At 57.3% G+C, this 16,452-nt stretch carries 19 protein-coding genes and 1 other annotated feature; of the genes, 11 read left to right on the top strand and 8 right to left on the bottom strand.

Annotated features, from left to right (window positions below; translation table 11 throughout):
* Positions 1–30: 30 nt before the first annotated feature.
* The 3 genes from KPHS_19570 to KPHS_19550 are packed head-to-tail and all read right to left on the bottom strand — an operon-like array spanning position 31 to position 2,244.
* Positions 31–942 carry a putative NAD(P)-binding virulence factor gene (locus tag KPHS_19570; RefSeq protein ID YP_005226257.1) on the bottom strand — a complete coding sequence of 304 codons (912 nt, stop codon included), beginning with the start codon at positions 940–942 and terminating at the stop codon, positions 31–33.
* Positions 943–957: 15 nt separating this feature from the next.
* Positions 958–1,611, bottom strand: coding sequence for a YceH family protein (locus KPHS_19560; protein ID YP_005226256.1), 654 nt, complete (start codon positions 1,609–1,611; stop codon positions 958–960).
* Between the two features lie 9 nt (positions 1,612–1,620).
* Positions 1,621–2,244, bottom strand: coding sequence for a ribosomal-protein-alanine acetyltransferase (locus tag KPHS_19550; protein ID YP_005226255.1), 624 nt, complete (start codon positions 2,242–2,244; stop codon positions 1,621–1,623).
* A gap of 190 nt (positions 2,245–2,434) precedes the next feature.
* On the opposite strand from KPHS_19550, the gene KPHS_19540 reads away from it, so the two are divergent.
* The 8 genes from KPHS_19540 (at position 2,435) to KPHS_19470 (ending at position 7,800) form a co-directional block, all read left to right on the top strand.
* On the top strand, positions 2,435–3,643 hold the full coding sequence (locus tag KPHS_19540; RefSeq protein YP_005226254.1) for a multidrug resistance protein MdtH: 1,209 nt from the start codon (positions 2,435–2,437) through the stop codon (positions 3,641–3,643).
* 113 nt (positions 3,644–3,756) lie between these two features.
* The gene (locus KPHS_19530) at positions 3,757–4,317 is read left to right on the top strand and encodes a YceB protein (RefSeq protein YP_005226253.1); all 561 of its coding nucleotides are present in this window, start codon (positions 3,757–3,759) and stop codon (positions 4,315–4,317) included.
* 125 nt (positions 4,318–4,442) lie between these two features.
* Positions 4,443–4,973: a dihydroorotase gene (locus KPHS_19520; RefSeq protein ID YP_005226252.1), complete on the top strand. Its 531-nt coding sequence runs from the start codon at positions 4,443–4,445 to the stop codon at positions 4,971–4,973.
* Positions 4,443–5,490: a sequence feature (potential frameshift: common BLAST hit: gi|152969628|ref|YP_001334737.1| dihydroorotase), on the top strand. It overlaps the preceding gene by 531 nt.
* A complete protein-coding gene (locus tag KPHS_19510; RefSeq protein ID YP_005226251.1) occupies positions 5,005–5,490 on the top strand; it encodes a dihydroorotase in 486 nt (161 codons plus the stop codon). It overlaps the preceding feature by 486 nt.
* Positions 5,491–5,562: 72 nt before the next feature.
* Entirely contained in the window at positions 5,563–5,814 is a 252-nt protein-coding gene (locus KPHS_19500) for a DNA-damage-inducible protein I (RefSeq protein YP_005226250.1), read from the top strand.
* 302 nt (positions 5,815–6,116) lie between these two features.
* Positions 6,117–6,371 (top strand): biofilm formation regulatory protein BssS, encoded by a 255-nt coding sequence (locus tag KPHS_19490; protein ID YP_005226249.1) that lies wholly within the window; start codon positions 6,117–6,119, stop codon positions 6,369–6,371.
* Positions 6,372–6,496: 125 nt separating this feature from the next.
* A complete protein-coding gene (locus tag KPHS_19480) occupies positions 6,497–7,615 on the top strand; it encodes a putative sarcosine oxidase (RefSeq protein YP_005226248.1) in 1,119 nt (372 codons plus the stop codon).
* A gap of 71 nt (positions 7,616–7,686) precedes the next feature.
* Positions 7,687–7,800, top strand: a complete 114-nt coding sequence (locus tag KPHS_19470) for a DUF2770 family protein (RefSeq protein ID YP_005226247.1) — start codon at positions 7,687–7,689, stop codon at positions 7,798–7,800.
* Here KPHS_19470 and KPHS_19460 read toward each other — a convergent pair.
* Positions 7,786–8,850, bottom strand: coding sequence for a rhodanese-related sulfurtransferase (locus KPHS_19460; RefSeq protein ID YP_005226246.1), 1,065 nt, complete (start codon positions 8,848–8,850; stop codon positions 7,786–7,788). The two genes, KPHS_19470 and KPHS_19460, sit on opposite strands and share 15 nt — an antisense overlap.
* Positions 8,851–8,947: 97 nt before the next feature.
* On the bottom strand, positions 8,948–9,064 hold the full coding sequence (locus tag KPHS_19450) for a hypothetical protein (protein ID YP_005226245.1): 117 nt from the start codon (positions 9,062–9,064) through the stop codon (positions 8,948–8,950).
* Between KPHS_19450 and KPHS_19440 the strand changes: the two genes are divergently transcribed.
* From KPHS_19440 to KPHS_19420, 3 genes are all read left to right on the top strand, one after another.
* Entirely contained in the window at positions 9,056–9,976 is a 921-nt protein-coding gene (locus KPHS_19440) for a lipid A biosynthesis lauroyl acyltransferase (protein ID YP_005226244.1), read from the top strand. The genes KPHS_19450 and KPHS_19440 overlap by 9 nt on opposite strands.
* A gap of 171 nt (positions 9,977–10,147) precedes the next feature.
* The gene (locus KPHS_19430; protein ID YP_005226243.1) at positions 10,148–11,374 is read left to right on the top strand and encodes a drug efflux system protein MdtG; all 1,227 of its coding nucleotides are present in this window, start codon (positions 10,148–10,150) and stop codon (positions 11,372–11,374) included.
* A 91-nt stretch (positions 11,375–11,465) separates the two neighbouring features.
* Positions 11,466–11,852: a SecY/SecA suppressor protein gene (locus KPHS_19420; RefSeq protein ID YP_005226242.1), complete on the top strand. Its 387-nt coding sequence runs from the start codon at positions 11,466–11,468 to the stop codon at positions 11,850–11,852.
* Here the strand turns inward: KPHS_19420 and KPHS_19410 are convergent, their stop codons facing one another.
* The 3 genes from KPHS_19410 to KPHS_19390 all read right to left on the bottom strand — a co-directional run bounded on the left by KPHS_19410 (position 11,853) and on the right by KPHS_19390 (position 16,221).
* Positions 11,853–12,080: a YceK/YidQ family lipoprotein gene (locus tag KPHS_19410; protein ID YP_005226241.1), complete on the bottom strand. Its 228-nt coding sequence runs from the start codon at positions 12,078–12,080 to the stop codon at positions 11,853–11,855.
* Positions 12,081–12,146: 66 nt separating this feature from the next.
* Positions 12,147–14,675: a glucosyltransferase gene (locus KPHS_19400; RefSeq protein ID YP_005226240.1), complete on the bottom strand. Its 2,529-nt coding sequence runs from the start codon at positions 14,673–14,675 to the stop codon at positions 12,147–12,149.
* The gene (locus KPHS_19390; RefSeq protein YP_005226239.1) at positions 14,668–16,221 is read right to left on the bottom strand and encodes a periplasmic glucan biosynthesis protein; all 1,554 of its coding nucleotides are present in this window, start codon (positions 16,219–16,221) and stop codon (positions 14,668–14,670) included. Before KPHS_19390 ends, KPHS_19400 begins: the two co-directional genes overlap by 8 nt.
* Between the last annotated feature and the right edge of the window lie 231 nt (positions 16,222–16,452).

Genomic DNA, 16,452 nt, shown 5'->3' with positions numbered 1-16,452 from the left:
TGAATTACTACTGTCAGTTGTTACAATGGATTATTCGCTAATGGCGTCGCGCCACAGTTTCTCAACGATCCGCTGAGCCAGCAGCGCCTGTTCGCCTGCAGTTTCAGGAACTGTCTGATTTTGCACGCATTCGATAAAATGGCGCGCGCAGCCGACAAAGCCGCGCTGCTCAAGGGTGGTTTGCCAGCCGGCAACCGGGCGCTGGACCACGCCATGACCGCACTCCTCCTGCCATTCGCGCATCTCGCTGACGGCATATAACCCGCCATCCGTGACCGCCTGCACCCACTCGCGCTGGCTGCCTGCGCGACGATGCATGCTGGTGGTGACCTGCAGCCGGGGCGAACTGAACTGATGTTCGGCATAGAGCATTTCGCCCTGCGGGGTGATCTTCAGCGCGCCGCCGCGCAGACGTGCCTGACCGTCGGCCAGCCATAGCGCGGTATCCACCACATGCAGATAGTCATCAAGCAGCGTAAAGCGCAGATCGTTGCCGACGCTATCGCTACGATGCTTATCCATCCGCAGCGAGGCCGCCTCGCCCAGCCGCCCCTTCAGCTCCCGATAGAGCGGCGCGAAGCGGCGATTAAAACCGACCATCAACGTCAGTCGACGTCGCGCCGCCAGCTCGACCAGCGTCTCCGCCTCACTCAGCTTGTCCGCCAATGGTTTATCCACACAAACATGAACCCCGGCATTCAGTAAGTGATTCACTACTTCATAATGTGAAGCCGTCGAGGTATGGACAAAGACCGCATCGCACTGTGCCGCCAGGGCATCGAGGGAATCAGCGTATGGCATCCGCCAGGTTTCGCAGATCCGCAGCGCCTTCTCTTTACCCGGCGACCAGGCCGCCTGCAGCGTCCAGCTTTCCGCCGCCCCCAGCACCGGCAGCCACGCTTTCTGCGCAATGCTGCCTAAGCCGACCACCCCAATGCGCAATCTTGTCCCCACGTTTTAGTCTCCCAGATGGTGTAACAGCGAATCGAGGCGCGCTTTCAGCTCCGCCACCTCGCCCTCCAGCGCTTCAACCCTGGCGCGCAGATCGCCGTCATCGTCCAGCGGCGCGAGAGCTTCCACTGTGGTGATCAGCGTGTCCATATCGTCGCAAAACAGATGCATATAGCGGCTTTCCCGTTTTCCCGGCTCCCGGGGCAGCCGGGCGACGAAGGGGCCATCTTCGCGCGTCGCCAGCCCTTCCAGCACGCTTTCCACTTCCGCCATATCGCTGAACTCATACATCCGCTGCGCCCGGCTGCGTAGTTCGCCCGGCGCCTGAGCACCGCGCAGCAGCAGCGTCGTGACCACCGCGACCTCGCCGGCGCTAAGCTTCAGATCGCCAAATTCAGAGTTGCAAAAGCGCTGTTCATACTTGGTGACGCGATTACCGAATCCGCTGACCGTGCGCAGATAGTGCCGTTTCACAAGCGTATCCAGCAGGGCCTGGACCTCGCTTTCGCTCAGCGACATCACTGGCTCGCGGTTGGTTTTCTGATTGCAGGCGGTCACCACAGCATTTACCGACAGCGGATACTGCTCGGGGGTGGTGACCTGCTTTTCCAGCAGGCAGCCAATGACGCGCGCTTCATGCGCAGTTAACTGATATTTCATCCTCTCTCCTTAACGTCCCGCAGACCAGTCCGGCGTCGTTAGCGCCGTCAGTACATGGTCACGCCACTGCCCGTCAATCAGCAGATAATCTTTGGCGTAACCCTCTTTTTCAAACCCCAACCGCGCCAGCAGCGCGCCGCTGCGCTGATTATGCGGCATGTAGTTGGCCATAATGCGATGAATATGCTGCGTGCGCTGCATATAGCGAATCGCCGACGTCAGCGCTTCAAACATCAGCCCCTGCCCCTGCCACTTCTCGCCAATGGAATAGCCAAGATAACAGGCATGGAAAGATCCGCGCACCACGTTGGAGAAATTCGCCACACCGATGATCTCTTTTTCCTCAGGGTCGAGCAGCGCGAAATAAAAAGCTGACCCCTGCTTATGAAACTCAGCGATCATCGACAGACGCGCCTGCCATCCGGAGGGATAGCAGTGGCTGTCGTCACGAACCGGCTCCCAGGGTTTTAAGAACGCTTTATTTTCGGCGTAATAATCGGCCAGACGCCAGGCGTCACGATCGTGAACCAGGCGCACCACCAGCCGGTCCGTCGTCAAACGCACCTTCGGCACGTTACTGCGATAGCCAAACATTTCCTTTTTCAGTCCCCCTGACTTCACTCTTGCTTTCATCACTATACCTTTCCTGCACGATAGTGTGAAAACAGCAACATACCATTTTCTGCGCCATCTCCTCTTTTCGATGAATAGGCTCAATCGATCTTGCTTTTTGATAAAAAAATATTGTCGCAAGGGTGCTGGGAAAAGCAGCAGATTGCCCGCAGAATATCCTCGCTTATCTCTATTTTTCCCTGGAGGGGAAATGTCCCGCGTCTCGCAGGCAAGGAGCCTGGGTAAATATTTCCTGTTAGTCGATAACATGCTGGTCGTGCTGGGCTTTTTTGTCGTTTTTCCGCTGATTTCCATCCGCTTTGTCGATCAGATGGGCTGGGCAGCGCTGATGGTCGGCATTGCGCTCGGCCTGCGCCAGCTGGTACAGCAGGGATTAGGCATCTTTGGCGGCGCCATCGCCGACCGCTTCGGCGCGAAACCGATGATCGTCACCGGTATGCTGATGCGTGCCGGCGGTTTCGCGGCGATGGCCGTCGCCCATGAGCCGTGGGTGCTGTGGTTCTCGTGCATACTCTCCGGACTCGGCGGTACACTGTTCGATCCGCCGCGGGCGGCGCTGGTGGTTAAGCTGGTGCGTCCGCATCAGCGCGGCCGCTTTTTCTCCATCCTGATGATGCAGGATAGCGCCGGCGCGGTGATTGGCGCGCTGCTGGGCAGCTGGCTGCTGCAGTATGATTTTCGCCTGGTGTGCAGCGCCGGCGCCGCGCTGTTTATCGCCTGCGCCGCGTTTAACGCCTGGTATCTGCCGGCATGGAAGCTCTCGACGGTGAAAACGCCGATTCGCGAGGGTCTGGGCCGGGTGCTGCGGGACAAACGCTTCGTCACCTATGTCCTGACGCTGACCGGCTATTATATGCTGGCGGTGCAGGTGATGCTGATGCTGCCGATCATGGTGAATGACATCGCCGGCTCGCCGGCCGCCGTGAAATGGATGTACGCCATCGAAGCCACCATTTCGCTCACCCTGCTCTATCCTATTGCCCGTTGGAGCGAAAAACGCTTCCGCCTTGAGCACCGGCTGATGGCCGGTCTGCTGGTGATGACCCTGGCCATGCTCCCCATCGGGATGACCAGCAGTTTACAGCAGCTGTTTACCCTGATTTGCCTGTTTTACATCGGCTCTATCATTGCCGAACCCGCCCGCGAGACGCTGGGCGCTTCGCTGGCGGACGCCCGGGCGCGTGGCAGCTATATGGGTTTCAGCCGTCTGGGGCTCGCCTTCGGCGGCGCGCTGGGTTACGCGGGCGGCGGCTGGCTGTTTGATGCCGGGAAAGCCGTCGGCCAGCCCGAACTGCCGTGGCTGATGCTCGGCGCCATCGGGGTTATCACCTTCCTGGCGCTATGGTGGCAATTCAGTCCGAAACGCTCTGCCTCCGGTATGCTGGAGCCGCGCACCTGATGCGCGCGGCGGCGGTTTCTCCTGCTTTCAGCCTATTCTGCTGGCGCGATGGGTGCTGACAGGTCATGATGCTTTGTGTCAGGATGAAGGAAGGTATGAGCTTGAGGAACCCCATGAAAAAGATATTGATCGCCGCCGCGCTAATTGTCAGCGGCCTGCTGAGTGGCTGTAATCAGCTGACCCAATACACGGTAAGCGAGCAGGAGATTAACCAGGCCCTGCAGAAGCGAAACCATTTCGCCAAAGATATTGGTCTGAAAGGCGTTGCCGACGCCCATATCGAACTGCAGAACCTGACCAGCGCTATCGGGCGCGAGGAGCCGGGCAAAGTCACCCTGAGTGGGATCGCCAACGTCGATCTTAACTCCCTGTTCGGCACGCAGAAAGCGACGATCGATCTGAAGCTCAAAGCGCTGCCAACCTTTGACCGAGAGAAAGGCGCCATCTTCCTGCAGGAAATGGAAGTGGTCGATGCCAAAGTGGCGCCGGAGAAGCTGCAGTCGGTTATTCAGGCCCTGCTCCCCTACCTGAATCAGTCTCTGCGCAGCTACTTCAGCCAGCAGCCGGCTTATGTCCTGCGTGAGGACGCCAGCACCGGCGAAGCGCTGGCGAAGAAATACGCCAAAGGTATAGAGGTGAAGCCAGGCGAGATTGTCATCCCCTTTACCAATTAATCTCCAGGGCGCTACGGCGCCCTGAATTTTTTACGGAAATGAGTGCAAAGGAAAACGTTTACGCTTATCCTTAGTGCCCGGCAAAAAACAGCCCTGATGACTGAACCTATTAGCCGGAGCCTTCCATGACAGCACAATCCCAGGTATTGAAAATCCGCCGCCCAGACGACTGGCATATCCATCTGCGCGATGACGATATGCTGAAAACCGTCGTGCCTTATACCAGTGAGTTTTATGGCCGGGCGATCGTGATGCCGAATCTGGTGCCGCCTGTCACCACCGTCGCGGCGGCTATCGCTTACCGCCAGCGCATTATGGACGCCGTGCCGGCCGGGCATGATTTTACCCCGCTGATGACCTGCTATCTGACAGACTCTCTCGACCCAGCGGAGCTGGAACGCGGCTTTAACGAAGGGGTGTTCACCGCCGCCAAGCTCTACCCGGCCAATGCCACTACTAACTCCAGCCACGGCGTCACCAGCACCGACGCCATTATGCCAGTGCTGGAGCGGATGGAAAAGCTGGGGATGCCGTTGCTCGTTCACGGCGAAGTCACTCACGCCGAGATTGATATTTTCGATCGCGAAGCGCGCTTTATTGAGACGGTGATGGAGCCCCTGCGCCAGCGCCTGCCCGGCCTGAAAGTGGTTTTTTGAACATATCACCACCAAAGACGCCGCCGAGTACGTGCGTGACGGTAACGAACTGCTGGCTGCTACCATCACCCCGCAGCATCTGATGTTCAACCGCAACCATATGCTGGTGGGCGGCATTCGCCCTCACCTGTACTGTCTGCCGGTACTTAAACGCAATATTCATCAGCAGGCTCTGCGGGAGCTGGTCGCCAGCGGCTTCAGCCGCGCCTTCCTCGGCACCGACTCCGCACCGCACGCCCGCCACCGTAAGGAAGCCAGCTGTGGCTGCGCCGGCTGCTTTAACGCCCCGACCGCCCTCGGCAGCTACGCCACGGTGTTTGAAGAAATGAACGCTCTGCAGCACTTTGAGGCTTTCTGCTCGCTGAACGGCCCGCGCTTCTACGGTCTGCCGGTCAATGAGAGCTACGTTGAACTGGTGCGTGAAGAGACGACCGTTGTGGACAGCATTGCCCTGCCTAATGACGCCCTGGTGCCCTTCCTGGCGGGTGAAACCGTTCGCTGGACCGTGAAGAAATAAAAACGCAGCCCCCTGTTGTCAACGCCAACCGGATACTGTATAAATAACCAGTATCAAACGCAGGGGGCAATTATGCGCATTGAAGTGTCTATCGCCAAAACGACCGCCTTACCTAACGGCGCGCTGGAAGCGCTGAATAACGAACTCTCTCGCCGTATCGCCGAGCAATTCCCGGCCATCGATAGCCAGGTGAGCGTCCGCTACGCCACCGGTAATCAGCTCTCGGTGTTTGGCGCCCTGAAAGAAGACAAAGACCGGATAAGCGAAATCCTGCAGGAAACATGGGAAAGCGCGGACGACTGGTTTGTCCACGATCTCTCCTGAAGCATGGCGGGATCCAGTTACTCTGGTTTGCTCCCTCATTGTGCTTTTTTTGCCGGGTCGCCCCGGCTTTTTTTATCCCCTCTTCTGTTCAGAATAGTCCTGATTATTCTGCTCAATATCGACTAAAGTGGCCATTTTACGCGCTTATCTTGAGTAAAAAAGCGGCAAAAGAAGAAAATCATGCTGCCTTTCATTTAATTTCTCGAGTTTATTCTTGATCCCTGATATAATTAACTTGCTTCAAAAAATATGCATTAAACCTCGAGAATTGTTGTCTTTTAACATATGAATAAGGGGTTATGATGGAAAAAAATAATGAAGTCATTCAGACCCATCCCCTCGTTGGATGGGACATCAGCACCGTTGATAGCTACGATGCGCTGATGTTGCGCCTGCACTACCAGAACCCCACTCAAGAAAACAGTAATGATGCTGAGATCGGCCAGACGCTATGGCTAACGACGGACGTCGCACGTCAGTTTATTTCAATCCTGGAAGCAGGCATTGCGAAGATTGAATCTGGCGAATACCAGGAAAACGAGTATCGCCGACATTAACGCGGCTTGCGAATGACTTAACATTAAACTTAACAGGCACCTGCGGGTGCCTGAATTATTTTCGGGCTTGTATAAGCACAGGGAGTTAATTACCCTGCTAACAAGGCAATTACCCGGAACTCACCATGCAATACGATCTTATCATTATTGGCAGCGGCTCCGTCGGCGCCGCCGCTGGCTATTATGCGCGCCGTGCCGGACTCAATGTTCTGATGACCGATGCCCATCAACCTCCCCACCAGGAAGGCAGCCATCACGGCAGCAGCCGTCTTATCCGTCACGCCTATGGCGAAGGTGAGAAATATGTTCCGCTGGTGCTGCGTGCCCAGCAGCTATGGGATGAACTGGCAGAGATCAGTGGCGAAGCCGTGTTTGAACGCACCGGCGTCATTAACCTCGGCCCCGCCAGCTCCGCTTTTCTCGCCAACGTCGCCGCCAGCGCCCGTGCGTTCCAGCTTGAGGTGGAAGAGCTGGATGCCCAGGCCGTGATGCAGCGCTGGCCGGAGATACGCCTCCCCGATGACTATCGGGCGATTTTCGAACCCGCTTCCGGCGTACTGCGCAGCGAACTGGCCGTCGAAACCTGGATCCGTCTGGCGCGGGAAGCAGGCTGCGCGCAGCTATTCAACTGTCCGGTCTCGGCTATTCATCACCATGCTGACGGGATCACCATCGATACCCTCGACGGTGAATATCATGGTAAAAAACTGCTGGTCAGCGCCGGCACCTGGGTCACCCGCCTGCTTCCGGACCTCCCTATCCAGCCGGTACGCAAGGTGTTCGCCTGGTACCAGGCCGATGGCCGTTACAGCAGCAAGAATCACTTCCCGGCCTTCACCGGCGAGTTGCCCAACGGCGATCAATATTACGGTTTCCCGGCGGAAGATAATGAACTGAAAATTGGCAAGCATAACGGCGGCCAGCCGATCTCCACCCCGCAGGAGCGGGTAGCGTTTGGCGCTGTCGCCAGCGATGGTTCCGAATCCTTCCCGTTTTTGCGTAACGTCCTGCCTGGCATCGGCGGCTGCCTGCACGGCGCCTCCTGTACCTACGACAATACCGTCGATGAGGACTTTATTATCGATACGTTGCCAGGCAGGCCAGACACGCTGCTGATCACCGGGCTGAGCGGCCACGGCTTTAAGTTTGCGCCGGTGCTGGGCGAAATTGCCAGTCAGTTTGCTCAGGGCGAAGCATCGAGCTTCAATCTGGCCCCCTTTTCTCTGGCGCGCTTTAACGCGTAATGGAATGCGGCACTTTTGCCGTTGGGTAAAGAAACGGCCTCTGCTGAGGCCGTTAGTGATTGAGAGCGGTTATGCGTCGCCTGTTTAATATGCTGGTCAACAACGTGCGCGAGCATTTTATGATCTACCTGGCGCTCTGGCTGCTGCTGGCGATCATCGATCTCGTCTGGTTATGGTTTTTCTGACGGCTCCGGGTCGAGGATCCCGAGTTTGGTATTCAGCCGGCCACGGGATTTATTAAAGATTTTGTTGCCGTTTTCACGCCCGGCGCGCAGCTTACGCTGCTCCTCTTCCGGTAGCTTATGCTCTTCCATGCAGGCTTCGCTACAGCAGCCGGCAAACTTCTCGGCGCAGCTCGGGCACTGGATAAACAGCAGATGGCAGCCATCGTTCAGGCAGTTAGTATGGGTATCGCACGGCGCGCCGCACTGATGACAGTGCGCGATAACGTCATTGGAGATCCGCTCGCCCATCCGCTCATCAAAGACAAAGTTTTTACCAATGAAACGCACCGGCAGCCCCTGCTCGCGGGCGCGACGGGCGTACTCGATGATGCCACCCTCGATGTGCCAGACCTTATTGAAGCCGTTATGCTTCATCCAGGCGCTGGCTTTTTCACAGCGAATGCCGCCGGTGCAATACATGACAATTTTCTTGTCTTTATGGTCCTGCATCATTTCCACTGCTTTCGGCAGCTGGTCGCGGAAGGTATCCGCCGGGATCTCCAGCGCGTTTTCGAAATGGCCCACCTCATATTCATAGTGGTTGCGCATATCGATAAACACGGCATCCGGATCGTCAAGCATCGCGTTGACTTCCGCCGCCTTGAGATACTCCCCCACGTTGGAGGCGTCAAACGAGGGATCGTCGATGCCGTCGGCGACGATACGATCGCGAACTTTCAGGCGCAGCACCCAGAAAGACTTACCATCGTCCTCCACGGCGATATTGAAACGCAGCCCCGCCAGCGCCGGATCGAAGCCATAGAGAAACTCACGCAGAGCCTCAACGTTGCTTTGCGGCACGCTGATTTGCGCGTTGATCCCTTCCCGGGCCAGATAGATGCGGCCAAAAACCTTCAGCTGGGTTAAGGCAACCCACAGCGCATCGCGGGTCGCCTGCGGGTCGACAATAGTGAAATATTTATAGAACGAGATCGTCGTGCGCGGCTCGGTTTCAGCCAGCATTTGCGCCTTTAACGTCTCATTTGAAATGCGGTTGTGTAACACTGGCATGGTGTACCTGCTCGACATAGAAATGAGGAAATAAACGGCGGGCATGATATAGCAAAGCTGTTTAATTTACATCCCTACATTTTACGCTACATTTCTCTCACCCGGTCGCGCCCCGCTTAACAAAACGAGCTGACTGCCGCCGCCTTTGGCTGGCCGGTAAAAAAATGCGATAATATAAGACGTTGCTCACTGATACGGGTATGAAATGACTCATTTGCCTAAATTTTCTCCGGCGCTGTTGCATCCGCGCTATTGGCTGCTGTGGCTGGGTATCGGCCTGCTGTGGCTGGTTGTCCAACTGCCCTACCCGCTGATCTACCGCCTCGGGAACGCCATCGGCCGGCTGGCCATGCGCTTTATGAAGCGCCGGGCGAAAATCGCCTATCGCAACCTTGAGCTCTGCTTCCCCGAGAAAAGCGAGCAGGAACGCCACCGAATGGTGGTGATGAACTTTGAATCGGTGGGCATGGGGCTGATGGAGACGGGGATGGCCTGGTTCTGGCCGGTTCGTCGTATCGCCCGCTGGACCGATACCATCGGCTTTGAGCATATCCGCGATGTGCAGGCGCAGCAGCGCGGCATTCTGCTGATCGGTATTCATTTCCTCACTCTCGAGATGGGTGCGCGGATGTTCGGTATGAACGAGCCGGGGATTGGCGTCTATCGCCCCAACGACAACCCGGTGATCGACTGGCTGCAGACCTGGGGCCGCTTGCGCTCCAATAAGGATATGATTGACCGTAAGGATCTGAAAGGCATGATCCGGGCACTGAAAAAAGGCGAAGTGGTGTGGTACGCACCGGATCACGATTACGGCCCGACCGCCAGCGTCTTTGCCCCACTGTTTGCGGTCGACCAAGCGGCGACCACCTCCGGCACCTGGATGCTGGCGAAAATGTCCAAAGCCTGCGTCGTGCCCTTCGTCCCGCGCCGCAAACCGGACGGTAAAGGTTATGAACTGATTATCCTGCCGCCAGAGTGTTCCCCGCCGCTGGACGACGCGGAAACCACCGCCGCGTGGATGAACAAGATCGTTGAGCAGTGCATCATGATGGCCCCGGAACAGTATATGTGGCTCCATCGTCGCTTCAAAACCCGCCCCGAAGGCATGCCCTCCCGCTACTGATCCCTTTTCCCGGCCGCGCTCATCCCGGCCGGGAAGCTTCGCCGCTCAGGCTTTAGGCTCTCCTTTAGCTTTAAAAGCTCTCCTCCATTGCGGCATCTATTTCTCAGGCGCATAATTAGCAGGCTCATATTTTCTCTTAATTTGACCTGCCGCGCAGGCCAGTGGAACCCTATGTCGTCTGCTGAAACCCCCATTAACTGGAAACGAAACCTGACCGTGACCTGGCTTGGCTGCTTTTTAACCGGCGCCGCCTTCAGCCTGGTCATGCCCTTTCTGCCACTCTACGTCGAACAGCTCGGCGTCACCGGGCATAGCGCCCTGAACATGTGGTCCGGGCTGGTCTTTAGTATTACCTTTCTTTTCTCCGCCATCGCCTCGCCGTTCTGGGGGGGGCTTGCTGATCGCAAGGGGAGAAAAATCATGCTGCTGCGTTCCGCCCTCGGGATGGCCATCGTGATGATGCTGATGGGAATGGCGCAGAATATCTGGCAGTTTCTGCTGCTGCGCGCACTGCTCGGCCTGCTGGGCGGTTTTATTCCTAACGCCAACGCCCTGATCGCCACCCAGATCCCGCGCCATAAAAGCGGCTGGGCGCTGGGGACACTGTCTACCGGCGCGGTAAGCGGCGCCCTGCTCGGCCCGCTGGCAGGTGGCTTCCTGGCCGACCACTGGGGATTGCGCACCGTCTTCTTTATGACCGCGGCGGTACTATTTATCTGTTTCTTGTTTACCCTGTTTTTAATCCGCGAAAATTTTGTGCCGATCGCCAGGAAAGAGATGCTCAGTGCCAGAGAGGTGTTCTCCTCGCTGCAGAATCCCAAACTGGTGCTCAGCCTGTTTGTGACCTCGCTGATAATCCAGGTGGCCACCGGTTCCATTGCGCCGATCCTGACGCTTTATGTACGCGATCTCGCGGGCAACGTCAGTAACATCGCCTTTATCAGCGGAATGATCGCCTCGGTGCCGGGTATTGCCGCGCTGATGAGCGCCCCGCGGCTGGGCAAACTGGGGGATCGCATCGGGCCGGAAAAAATCCTCATCGTGGCGCTGATTATCTCGGTGCTACTCCTGATCCCGATGTCGTTCGTTCAGACCCCGCTGCAGTTAGGTATCCTGCGATTCCTGCTCGGCGCCGCGGACGGCGCGCTGCTGCCGGCGGTGCAAACCCTGCTAGTGTACAACTCCACCAGCCAGATCTCCGGGCGAATCTTCAGCTATAACCAGTCGTTCCGCGATATTGGCAACGTTACCGGCCCCCTGATTGGCGCGTCGGTTTCCGCTAACTATGGCTTCCGCGCCGTATTTCTGGTCACCGCAGGGGTGGTATTGTTTAATGCGATCTACTCCACCCTCAGCCTGCGTCGGCCAGCCGCGGATACTTCGCATTCAGTAAATTAACGTCGAGGGGGGCTCTGTCCCTTGACGCCGTGCGTACCGCCTTCTATAGATTGAATCGTGTTCAATTCATATTCTTCTCAGGAGATTCGCTATGCCAAAGGATTCGATGTTCTACGCCACGCTTGAAGAAGCTATTGATGCAGCACGTGAAGAATTTCTCGCCAACAACCCTGACAGCGATGAAGAGAGCGCCAACGTTGAGCAGCTCAACATTCAAAAGTATGTGCTGCAGGATGGCGATATCGCCTGGCAGGCCGAATTTTTTGCTGACGAAGAGGAACAAGGCGAATGCCTCCCGATGCTCAGCGGCGAAGCCGCGCAGAGCGTCTTCGACGGGGATTATGATGAGATAGAGCTGCGTCAGGAGTGGCTGGAGGAAAATACGCTCCACGAATGGGATGAAGGCGAATTTCAGCTCGAGCCCTCGCTGGACACCGAAGAGGGGCAGACGGCAGCCGACGAGTGGGACGAGCGTTAATCAGTTATAGGGGCCGTGGCTGGCGTCCAGAGGCAGCAGAAGCGTATCAAATACCAGCGAGAACGGCAGGTCGAGAATGGTGAGATAGCGCCATGCCGAATCGCGAACATCCCACTGTACGCCCGGGTAATATTGATTGCCATGCCCCTGCCCGGGCACCGTACGGCTGATAATGCTGCCGCAGCCGCTGAGCAGCAGCGCCATGGCAATGATCGGTAGTATTCGCATCCACATCCTCGTATTTCAGATAAAAAAATACCGGCATCGCTGCCGGTATTTTCCTTAACGTACGGCTTATTTCGTTTTCAGCGCCAGCGGGTTAAGCGCCAACTGCTGATAGGCGTTCACCCATGAAGAGTATTTCTCCGGCGCGGCCCATACGCGATAGTGCAGACGTGACATGGTTACCGGGTCGCTCAACAGCACCAGTCGACGATCGCGGTTCAGCTTATCCGGCGTTTCATTCAGCGCCTGCTCGACATGGCGCTCGCGGGCGATCTCCAGGATATGCCCCTGACGGTGGCGCGCAGTGGCCATTGCGGTGGCGAGGGCGTTAAACGACGGATTAAACACCGCGTGCATAAAGCCATCGTCCAGCGAACGCTGACGGTTCATCGTCAGGTACGCATCGGTATCCTTGAGCACCTGCGGCGGCGAATACTCTTCCGGGATCAGGAACAGCTTCCAGCGCTTGGTGCGCAGGCCCACTGTCGCCCGGCTGGAAATCGCCGATACGAACGGGGAGAGGATCAGCGAGACGACGATCGGCGCTAGCCAGAACAGGAAGCGCAGATCCAGCCATGCCATCCCGACCGCCCACACCAGCCCCAGCAGCAGCTGCGAGCCGTGGCGCATAAAGGCTTCCCCCCACGGCGTGGAGTCATCATCACGCTGCGGCGAATTCCATACCACCTCCCAGCCGAGGAAGGCGCTGACCACGAAGACGGTGTGGAACAGCATACGGACCGGCGCCAGCAGGACCGAGAACAGGACCTCCAGCAGCAGTGAAAGCGTGACGCGGATAAATCCGCCGTACTCTTTCGGCCCTTTACACCACACCAGAATAATACTCAGCAGCTTCGGCAGGAACAGCAGCACCATGGTCGAGGCGAACAGCGCGATGGCCAGCTCAGGCCGCCACTGCGGCCACACCGGGAACAGCTGACGCGGCTGCAGGAAGTACTGCGGTTCGGTCAGGGCATGCACCACCTGCAACGCCGTCGACAGGGCAAGGAACATAAACCACAGCGGCGCCGACAGGTAGGACATCACGCCGGTAAGGAACACCGCCCGGTGAACCGGGTGCATCCCTCTGACAAGGAACAGGCGGAAGTTCATCAGGTTGCCCTGACACCAGCGACGGTCGCGTTTCAGCTCGTCCAGCAGGTTCGGCGGCAGCTCCTCATAGGAGCCCGGCAGATCGTAGGCAATCCACACCCCCCAGCCGGCACGGCGCATCAGCGCGGCTTCGACGAAGTCGTGCGACAGGATCGACCCGGCAAAGTTGCCCTCGCCCGGCAGCGGCGCCAGCGCGCAGTGCTCAATGAACGGCTTCACGCGGATTATGGCGTTGTGGCCCCAGTAGTGGGACTCCCCCAACTGCCAGAAGTGCAGACCCGCCGTAAACAGCGGACCGTACACCCGGGTGGCAAACTGCTGGCAACGCGCATACAGCGTATCCATGCCCGAGGCGCGCGGGGAAGACTGGATGATCCCGGCATTCGGGTTCGCTTCCATCAGGCGCACCAGGCTGCTCAGACACTCACCGGTCATCACCGAGTCAGCGTCCAGCACAACCATATAGCTATACTGGCTGCCCCAGCGGCGGCAGAAGTCATCGATGTTGCCGCTCTTACGCTTCACTCGACGACGACGGCGGCGGTAGAAGATCTGCCCTTCGCCCTGCACTTCGGCAATCAGCTCCATCCACGCCTTTTGCTCAGCAACACAGATATCGGGGTTATAGCTATCGCTGAGGATATAGACGTCGAAATGAGCGGCGTTACCGGTCGCTTTCACCGACTCCCAGGTCGCCCGCAGGCCGGCGAAAACGCGGTCAACGTCTTCGTTACAGATCGGCATTATCAGCGCCGTACGGTGCGCCGGGTTCAACGGTTCGTCACCGACCGTCGAGGCGGAAATACTGTACTTATCGCGGCCGATCAATAGCTGCAGGAAGCCCATTAACGCGGTCCAGAAGCCGGCGGAAACCCAGCAGAACAGCACCGCGAAGAGGATCAGAATACCGCTCTGCAACACGTACGGCAGCAGCTGCATGAACGAGATCCACAGGTTCTGCCCCACCATGTCGGCCGGGTTGATCAGCGCCCAGCCCTGATAAGGCAGAATGGTTTTCATATACCAGGTGGCTACCACGGTCTGCGACAGCGTCAGCAGCAGCAGGATATAGCGACGAATGGTGCCGACGGTACGCCATTTTTGCTCACTCTCGCGCTCTTCTTGCGTCAGACGGGAGAGATAGCGCGGCGTGACATCGCGTCCGCGCAGACGGTCCCAGAAGCGGCCGACCGGGTTGGTACGCCACGGGTCCGGGATCATTGAGGAGCGCTTGGCTTTAGGCATCGCATGCAGCTGAGTACGGCCTTCATCGTCCTTCACCAGCTGATCGCCAGACAGCGAATCCGGCCAGCTATGCGCCAGCCGTGCCTTGACCGACCCCAGCGGGGAGTCGTCTTCGCGGGCGAAGGTCTGATGGTCGTCATCCAGGGCCTGATGAACGGCCTGCAGGCTGGTGTCCGGCAGCGCCGATTTCTCGGCGTCCGACAGCGGCAATGCGTCAATGTACTTTGTTATCTTATTCATTGGCAGGCAGCTGATAGCTCCAGGTTTCGCTCAACGTGTCATCACCGTTAACCAGCGCGGCGCGCATTTCCGTCGTTTTCTTCGGATCTTTCACCTTCAAACGCAGGATCATTCGCCAGCCTTTGGTCACCGGATTGTAACGCACGGTATTTTCAACGATTTCAGCGTTATCGCCGGTACTCGCCTGGGCGGCGACCGGGGTATCCGCCGGCAGTTTTTTCATATCGGCGCCGGTGAAGTCGACAATGAAAGCAATGGTGCCGTCCGGCTGGCGGATCAGGTTCGACTGCTTCACGTCGCCGGTAGAGCGGCGGGTCTGCATAACGTAAGCGTTATCCGGCGCATGCAGCTTGTCTTCATCGCGGCTGAAGGTGATGGTGTACTTGAAGTTCATCTCCTTGCCCGGCTCCGGCAGCTGATCCGGCGTCCAGTAAGTCACGATGTTATCGTTGGTTTCATCGTTGGTCGGGATTTCAACCAGTTCGATTTTCCCTTTGCCCCACTCCCCTTTCGGGGTGATCCAGGCGCTCGGACGCAGGTCATAACGATCGTCGAGATCCTCGAAGCGCGAGAACTGACGGCCGCGCTGCAGCAGGCCGAACCCTTGCGGGTTTTCCATCGCATAGCTGCTAACGGCAAGGTGTTTCGGGTTGTTCAGCGGACGCCAGATCCACTCGCCGTTACCGGCCAGGATCGACAGACCATTGGAGTCGTGTAGCGCCGGACGATAGTTAAGCGCCGGAGAAGGCTGGTTGGAACCGAACAGGAACATGCTGGTCAGCGGCGCCACGCCCAGTTTGCCCACTTTGTCACGCAGGTAAACTTTGGACTGGACATCTACCACGGTGTCGCGTCCCGGCATGATGACAAAGCGATAAGCGCCGGTTGCCCGCGGGGAGTCCAGCAGCGCATAGATAGTCAGACGTTTGTCGGTGGCTTTAGGACGCTCGATCCAGAACTCGCGAAAACGCGGGAACTCTTCGCCGGACGGCAGCGCGGTATCGATAGCCAGGCCGCGCGCGGACAGGCCGTAAACCTGACCCTGACCCAGCACGCGGAAGTAGCTGGCACCGAGCATGCTGACGATCTCATCGTTCTTATCTTTGCTATTGATCGGATACAGTACTTTGAAGCCGGCGAAACCGAGGTCTTTCACCGTGTCTTTATCGTGCTGAACGTTACCAAAGTTAAAATAGTCCGGGCTATATTTAATTTTGCGCACGCTGGTGGCCGTCACTTCATTGATGGTGACCGGCGTGTCGAAGTACATACCCTGATGGTAAAATTCAAGCTTGAATGGGGTTTTCTGGTTATTCCAGTAAGCTTTATCGTGATTAAACTGAATTTGCTGGTAATCCGCGTATTTCATGTCGCGGAAAGCGGAGGGCAGGTTACTCTTCGGCGCTTCATAGCCTTTCCCGGCTAACGTTTTGGCCTCTTTTGCAACGTCATCAATGCTAAATGCCCATGCAGATGAAGTACACAGGGACAACATTACGGCTGCGCTTAACCAACGCATTTTCATCATCTGTGGTTTATGTTTCATATAAGTAAGCACTTCCCCCTTTGTGTGCTTAAATCGATCCGATCTATTTTAATGGAAACTCAGGCAATCCGACAACATAATCCCTGCTTTGTTCAGCGTAGCGGCGCAGGGAATAAACAGTTCGCTATCCCGTTTGCACTTTGCGTGCTTATCCTGGAGACAGGTACCCCGAGTTCATGTAGGGTTGCTGATAATGTAAGCGTTATCATCTTGAGTGATAAGACGAATTAT

It is taken from the genome of Klebsiella pneumoniae subsp. pneumoniae HS11286 (assembly GCF_000240185.1).
Lineage (GTDB): Bacteria > Pseudomonadota > Gammaproteobacteria > Enterobacterales > Enterobacteriaceae > Klebsiella > Klebsiella pneumoniae.
The sequence above is the reverse complement of the archived record's forward strand: the minus strand, read 5'-3'. Positions and strand labels throughout refer to the sequence as shown.

Excerpts from the sequence above, each read along its gene's own strand:
- KPHS_19560 (YP_005226256.1), bottom strand. The coding sequence starts at position 1,611 with ATGAAATATCAGTTAACTGCGCATGAAGCGCGCGTCATTGGCTGCCTG.
- KPHS_19550 (YP_005226255.1), bottom strand. The coding sequence starts at position 2,244 with ATGAAAGCAAGAGTGAAGTCAGGGGGACTGAAAAAGGAAATGTTTGGC.
- KPHS_19540 (YP_005226254.1), top strand. The coding sequence starts at position 2,435 with ATGTCCCGCGTCTCGCAGGCAAGGAGCCTGGGTAAATATTTCCTGTTA.
- KPHS_19530 (YP_005226253.1), top strand. The coding sequence starts at position 3,757 with ATGAAAAAGATATTGATCGCCGCCGCGCTAATTGTCAGCGGCCTGCTG.
- KPHS_19520 (YP_005226252.1), top strand. The coding sequence starts at position 4,443 with ATGACAGCACAATCCCAGGTATTGAAAATCCGCCGCCCAGACGACTGG.
- KPHS_19500 (YP_005226250.1), top strand. The coding sequence starts at position 5,563 with ATGCGCATTGAAGTGTCTATCGCCAAAACGACCGCCTTACCTAACGGC.
- KPHS_19490 (YP_005226249.1), top strand. The coding sequence starts at position 6,117 with ATGGAAAAAAATAATGAAGTCATTCAGACCCATCCCCTCGTTGGATGG.
- KPHS_19480 (YP_005226248.1), top strand. The coding sequence starts at position 6,497 with ATGCAATACGATCTTATCATTATTGGCAGCGGCTCCGTCGGCGCCGCC.
- KPHS_19470 (YP_005226247.1), top strand. The coding sequence starts at position 7,687 with ATGCGTCGCCTGTTTAATATGCTGGTCAACAACGTGCGCGAGCATTTT.
- KPHS_19460 (YP_005226246.1), bottom strand. The coding sequence starts at position 8,850 with ATGCCAGTGTTACACAACCGCATTTCAAATGAGACGTTAAAGGCGCAA.
- KPHS_19440 (YP_005226244.1), top strand. The coding sequence starts at position 9,056 with ATGACTCATTTGCCTAAATTTTCTCCGGCGCTGTTGCATCCGCGCTAT.
- KPHS_19450 (YP_005226245.1), bottom strand. The coding sequence starts at position 9,064 with ATGAGTCATTTCATACCCGTATCAGTGAGCAACGTCTTATATTATCGC.
- KPHS_19430 (YP_005226243.1), top strand. The coding sequence starts at position 10,148 with ATGTCGTCTGCTGAAACCCCCATTAACTGGAAACGAAACCTGACCGTG.
- KPHS_19420 (YP_005226242.1), top strand. The coding sequence starts at position 11,466 with ATGCCAAAGGATTCGATGTTCTACGCCACGCTTGAAGAAGCTATTGAT.
- KPHS_19410 (YP_005226241.1), bottom strand. The coding sequence starts at position 12,080 with ATGCGAATACTACCGATCATTGCCATGGCGCTGCTGCTCAGCGGCTGC.
- KPHS_19400 (YP_005226240.1), bottom strand. The coding sequence starts at position 14,675 with ATGAATAAGATAACAAAGTACATTGACGCATTGCCGCTGTCGGACGCC.
- KPHS_19390 (YP_005226239.1), bottom strand. The coding sequence starts at position 16,221 with ATGAAACATAAACCACAGATGATGAAAATGCGTTGGTTAAGCGCAGCC.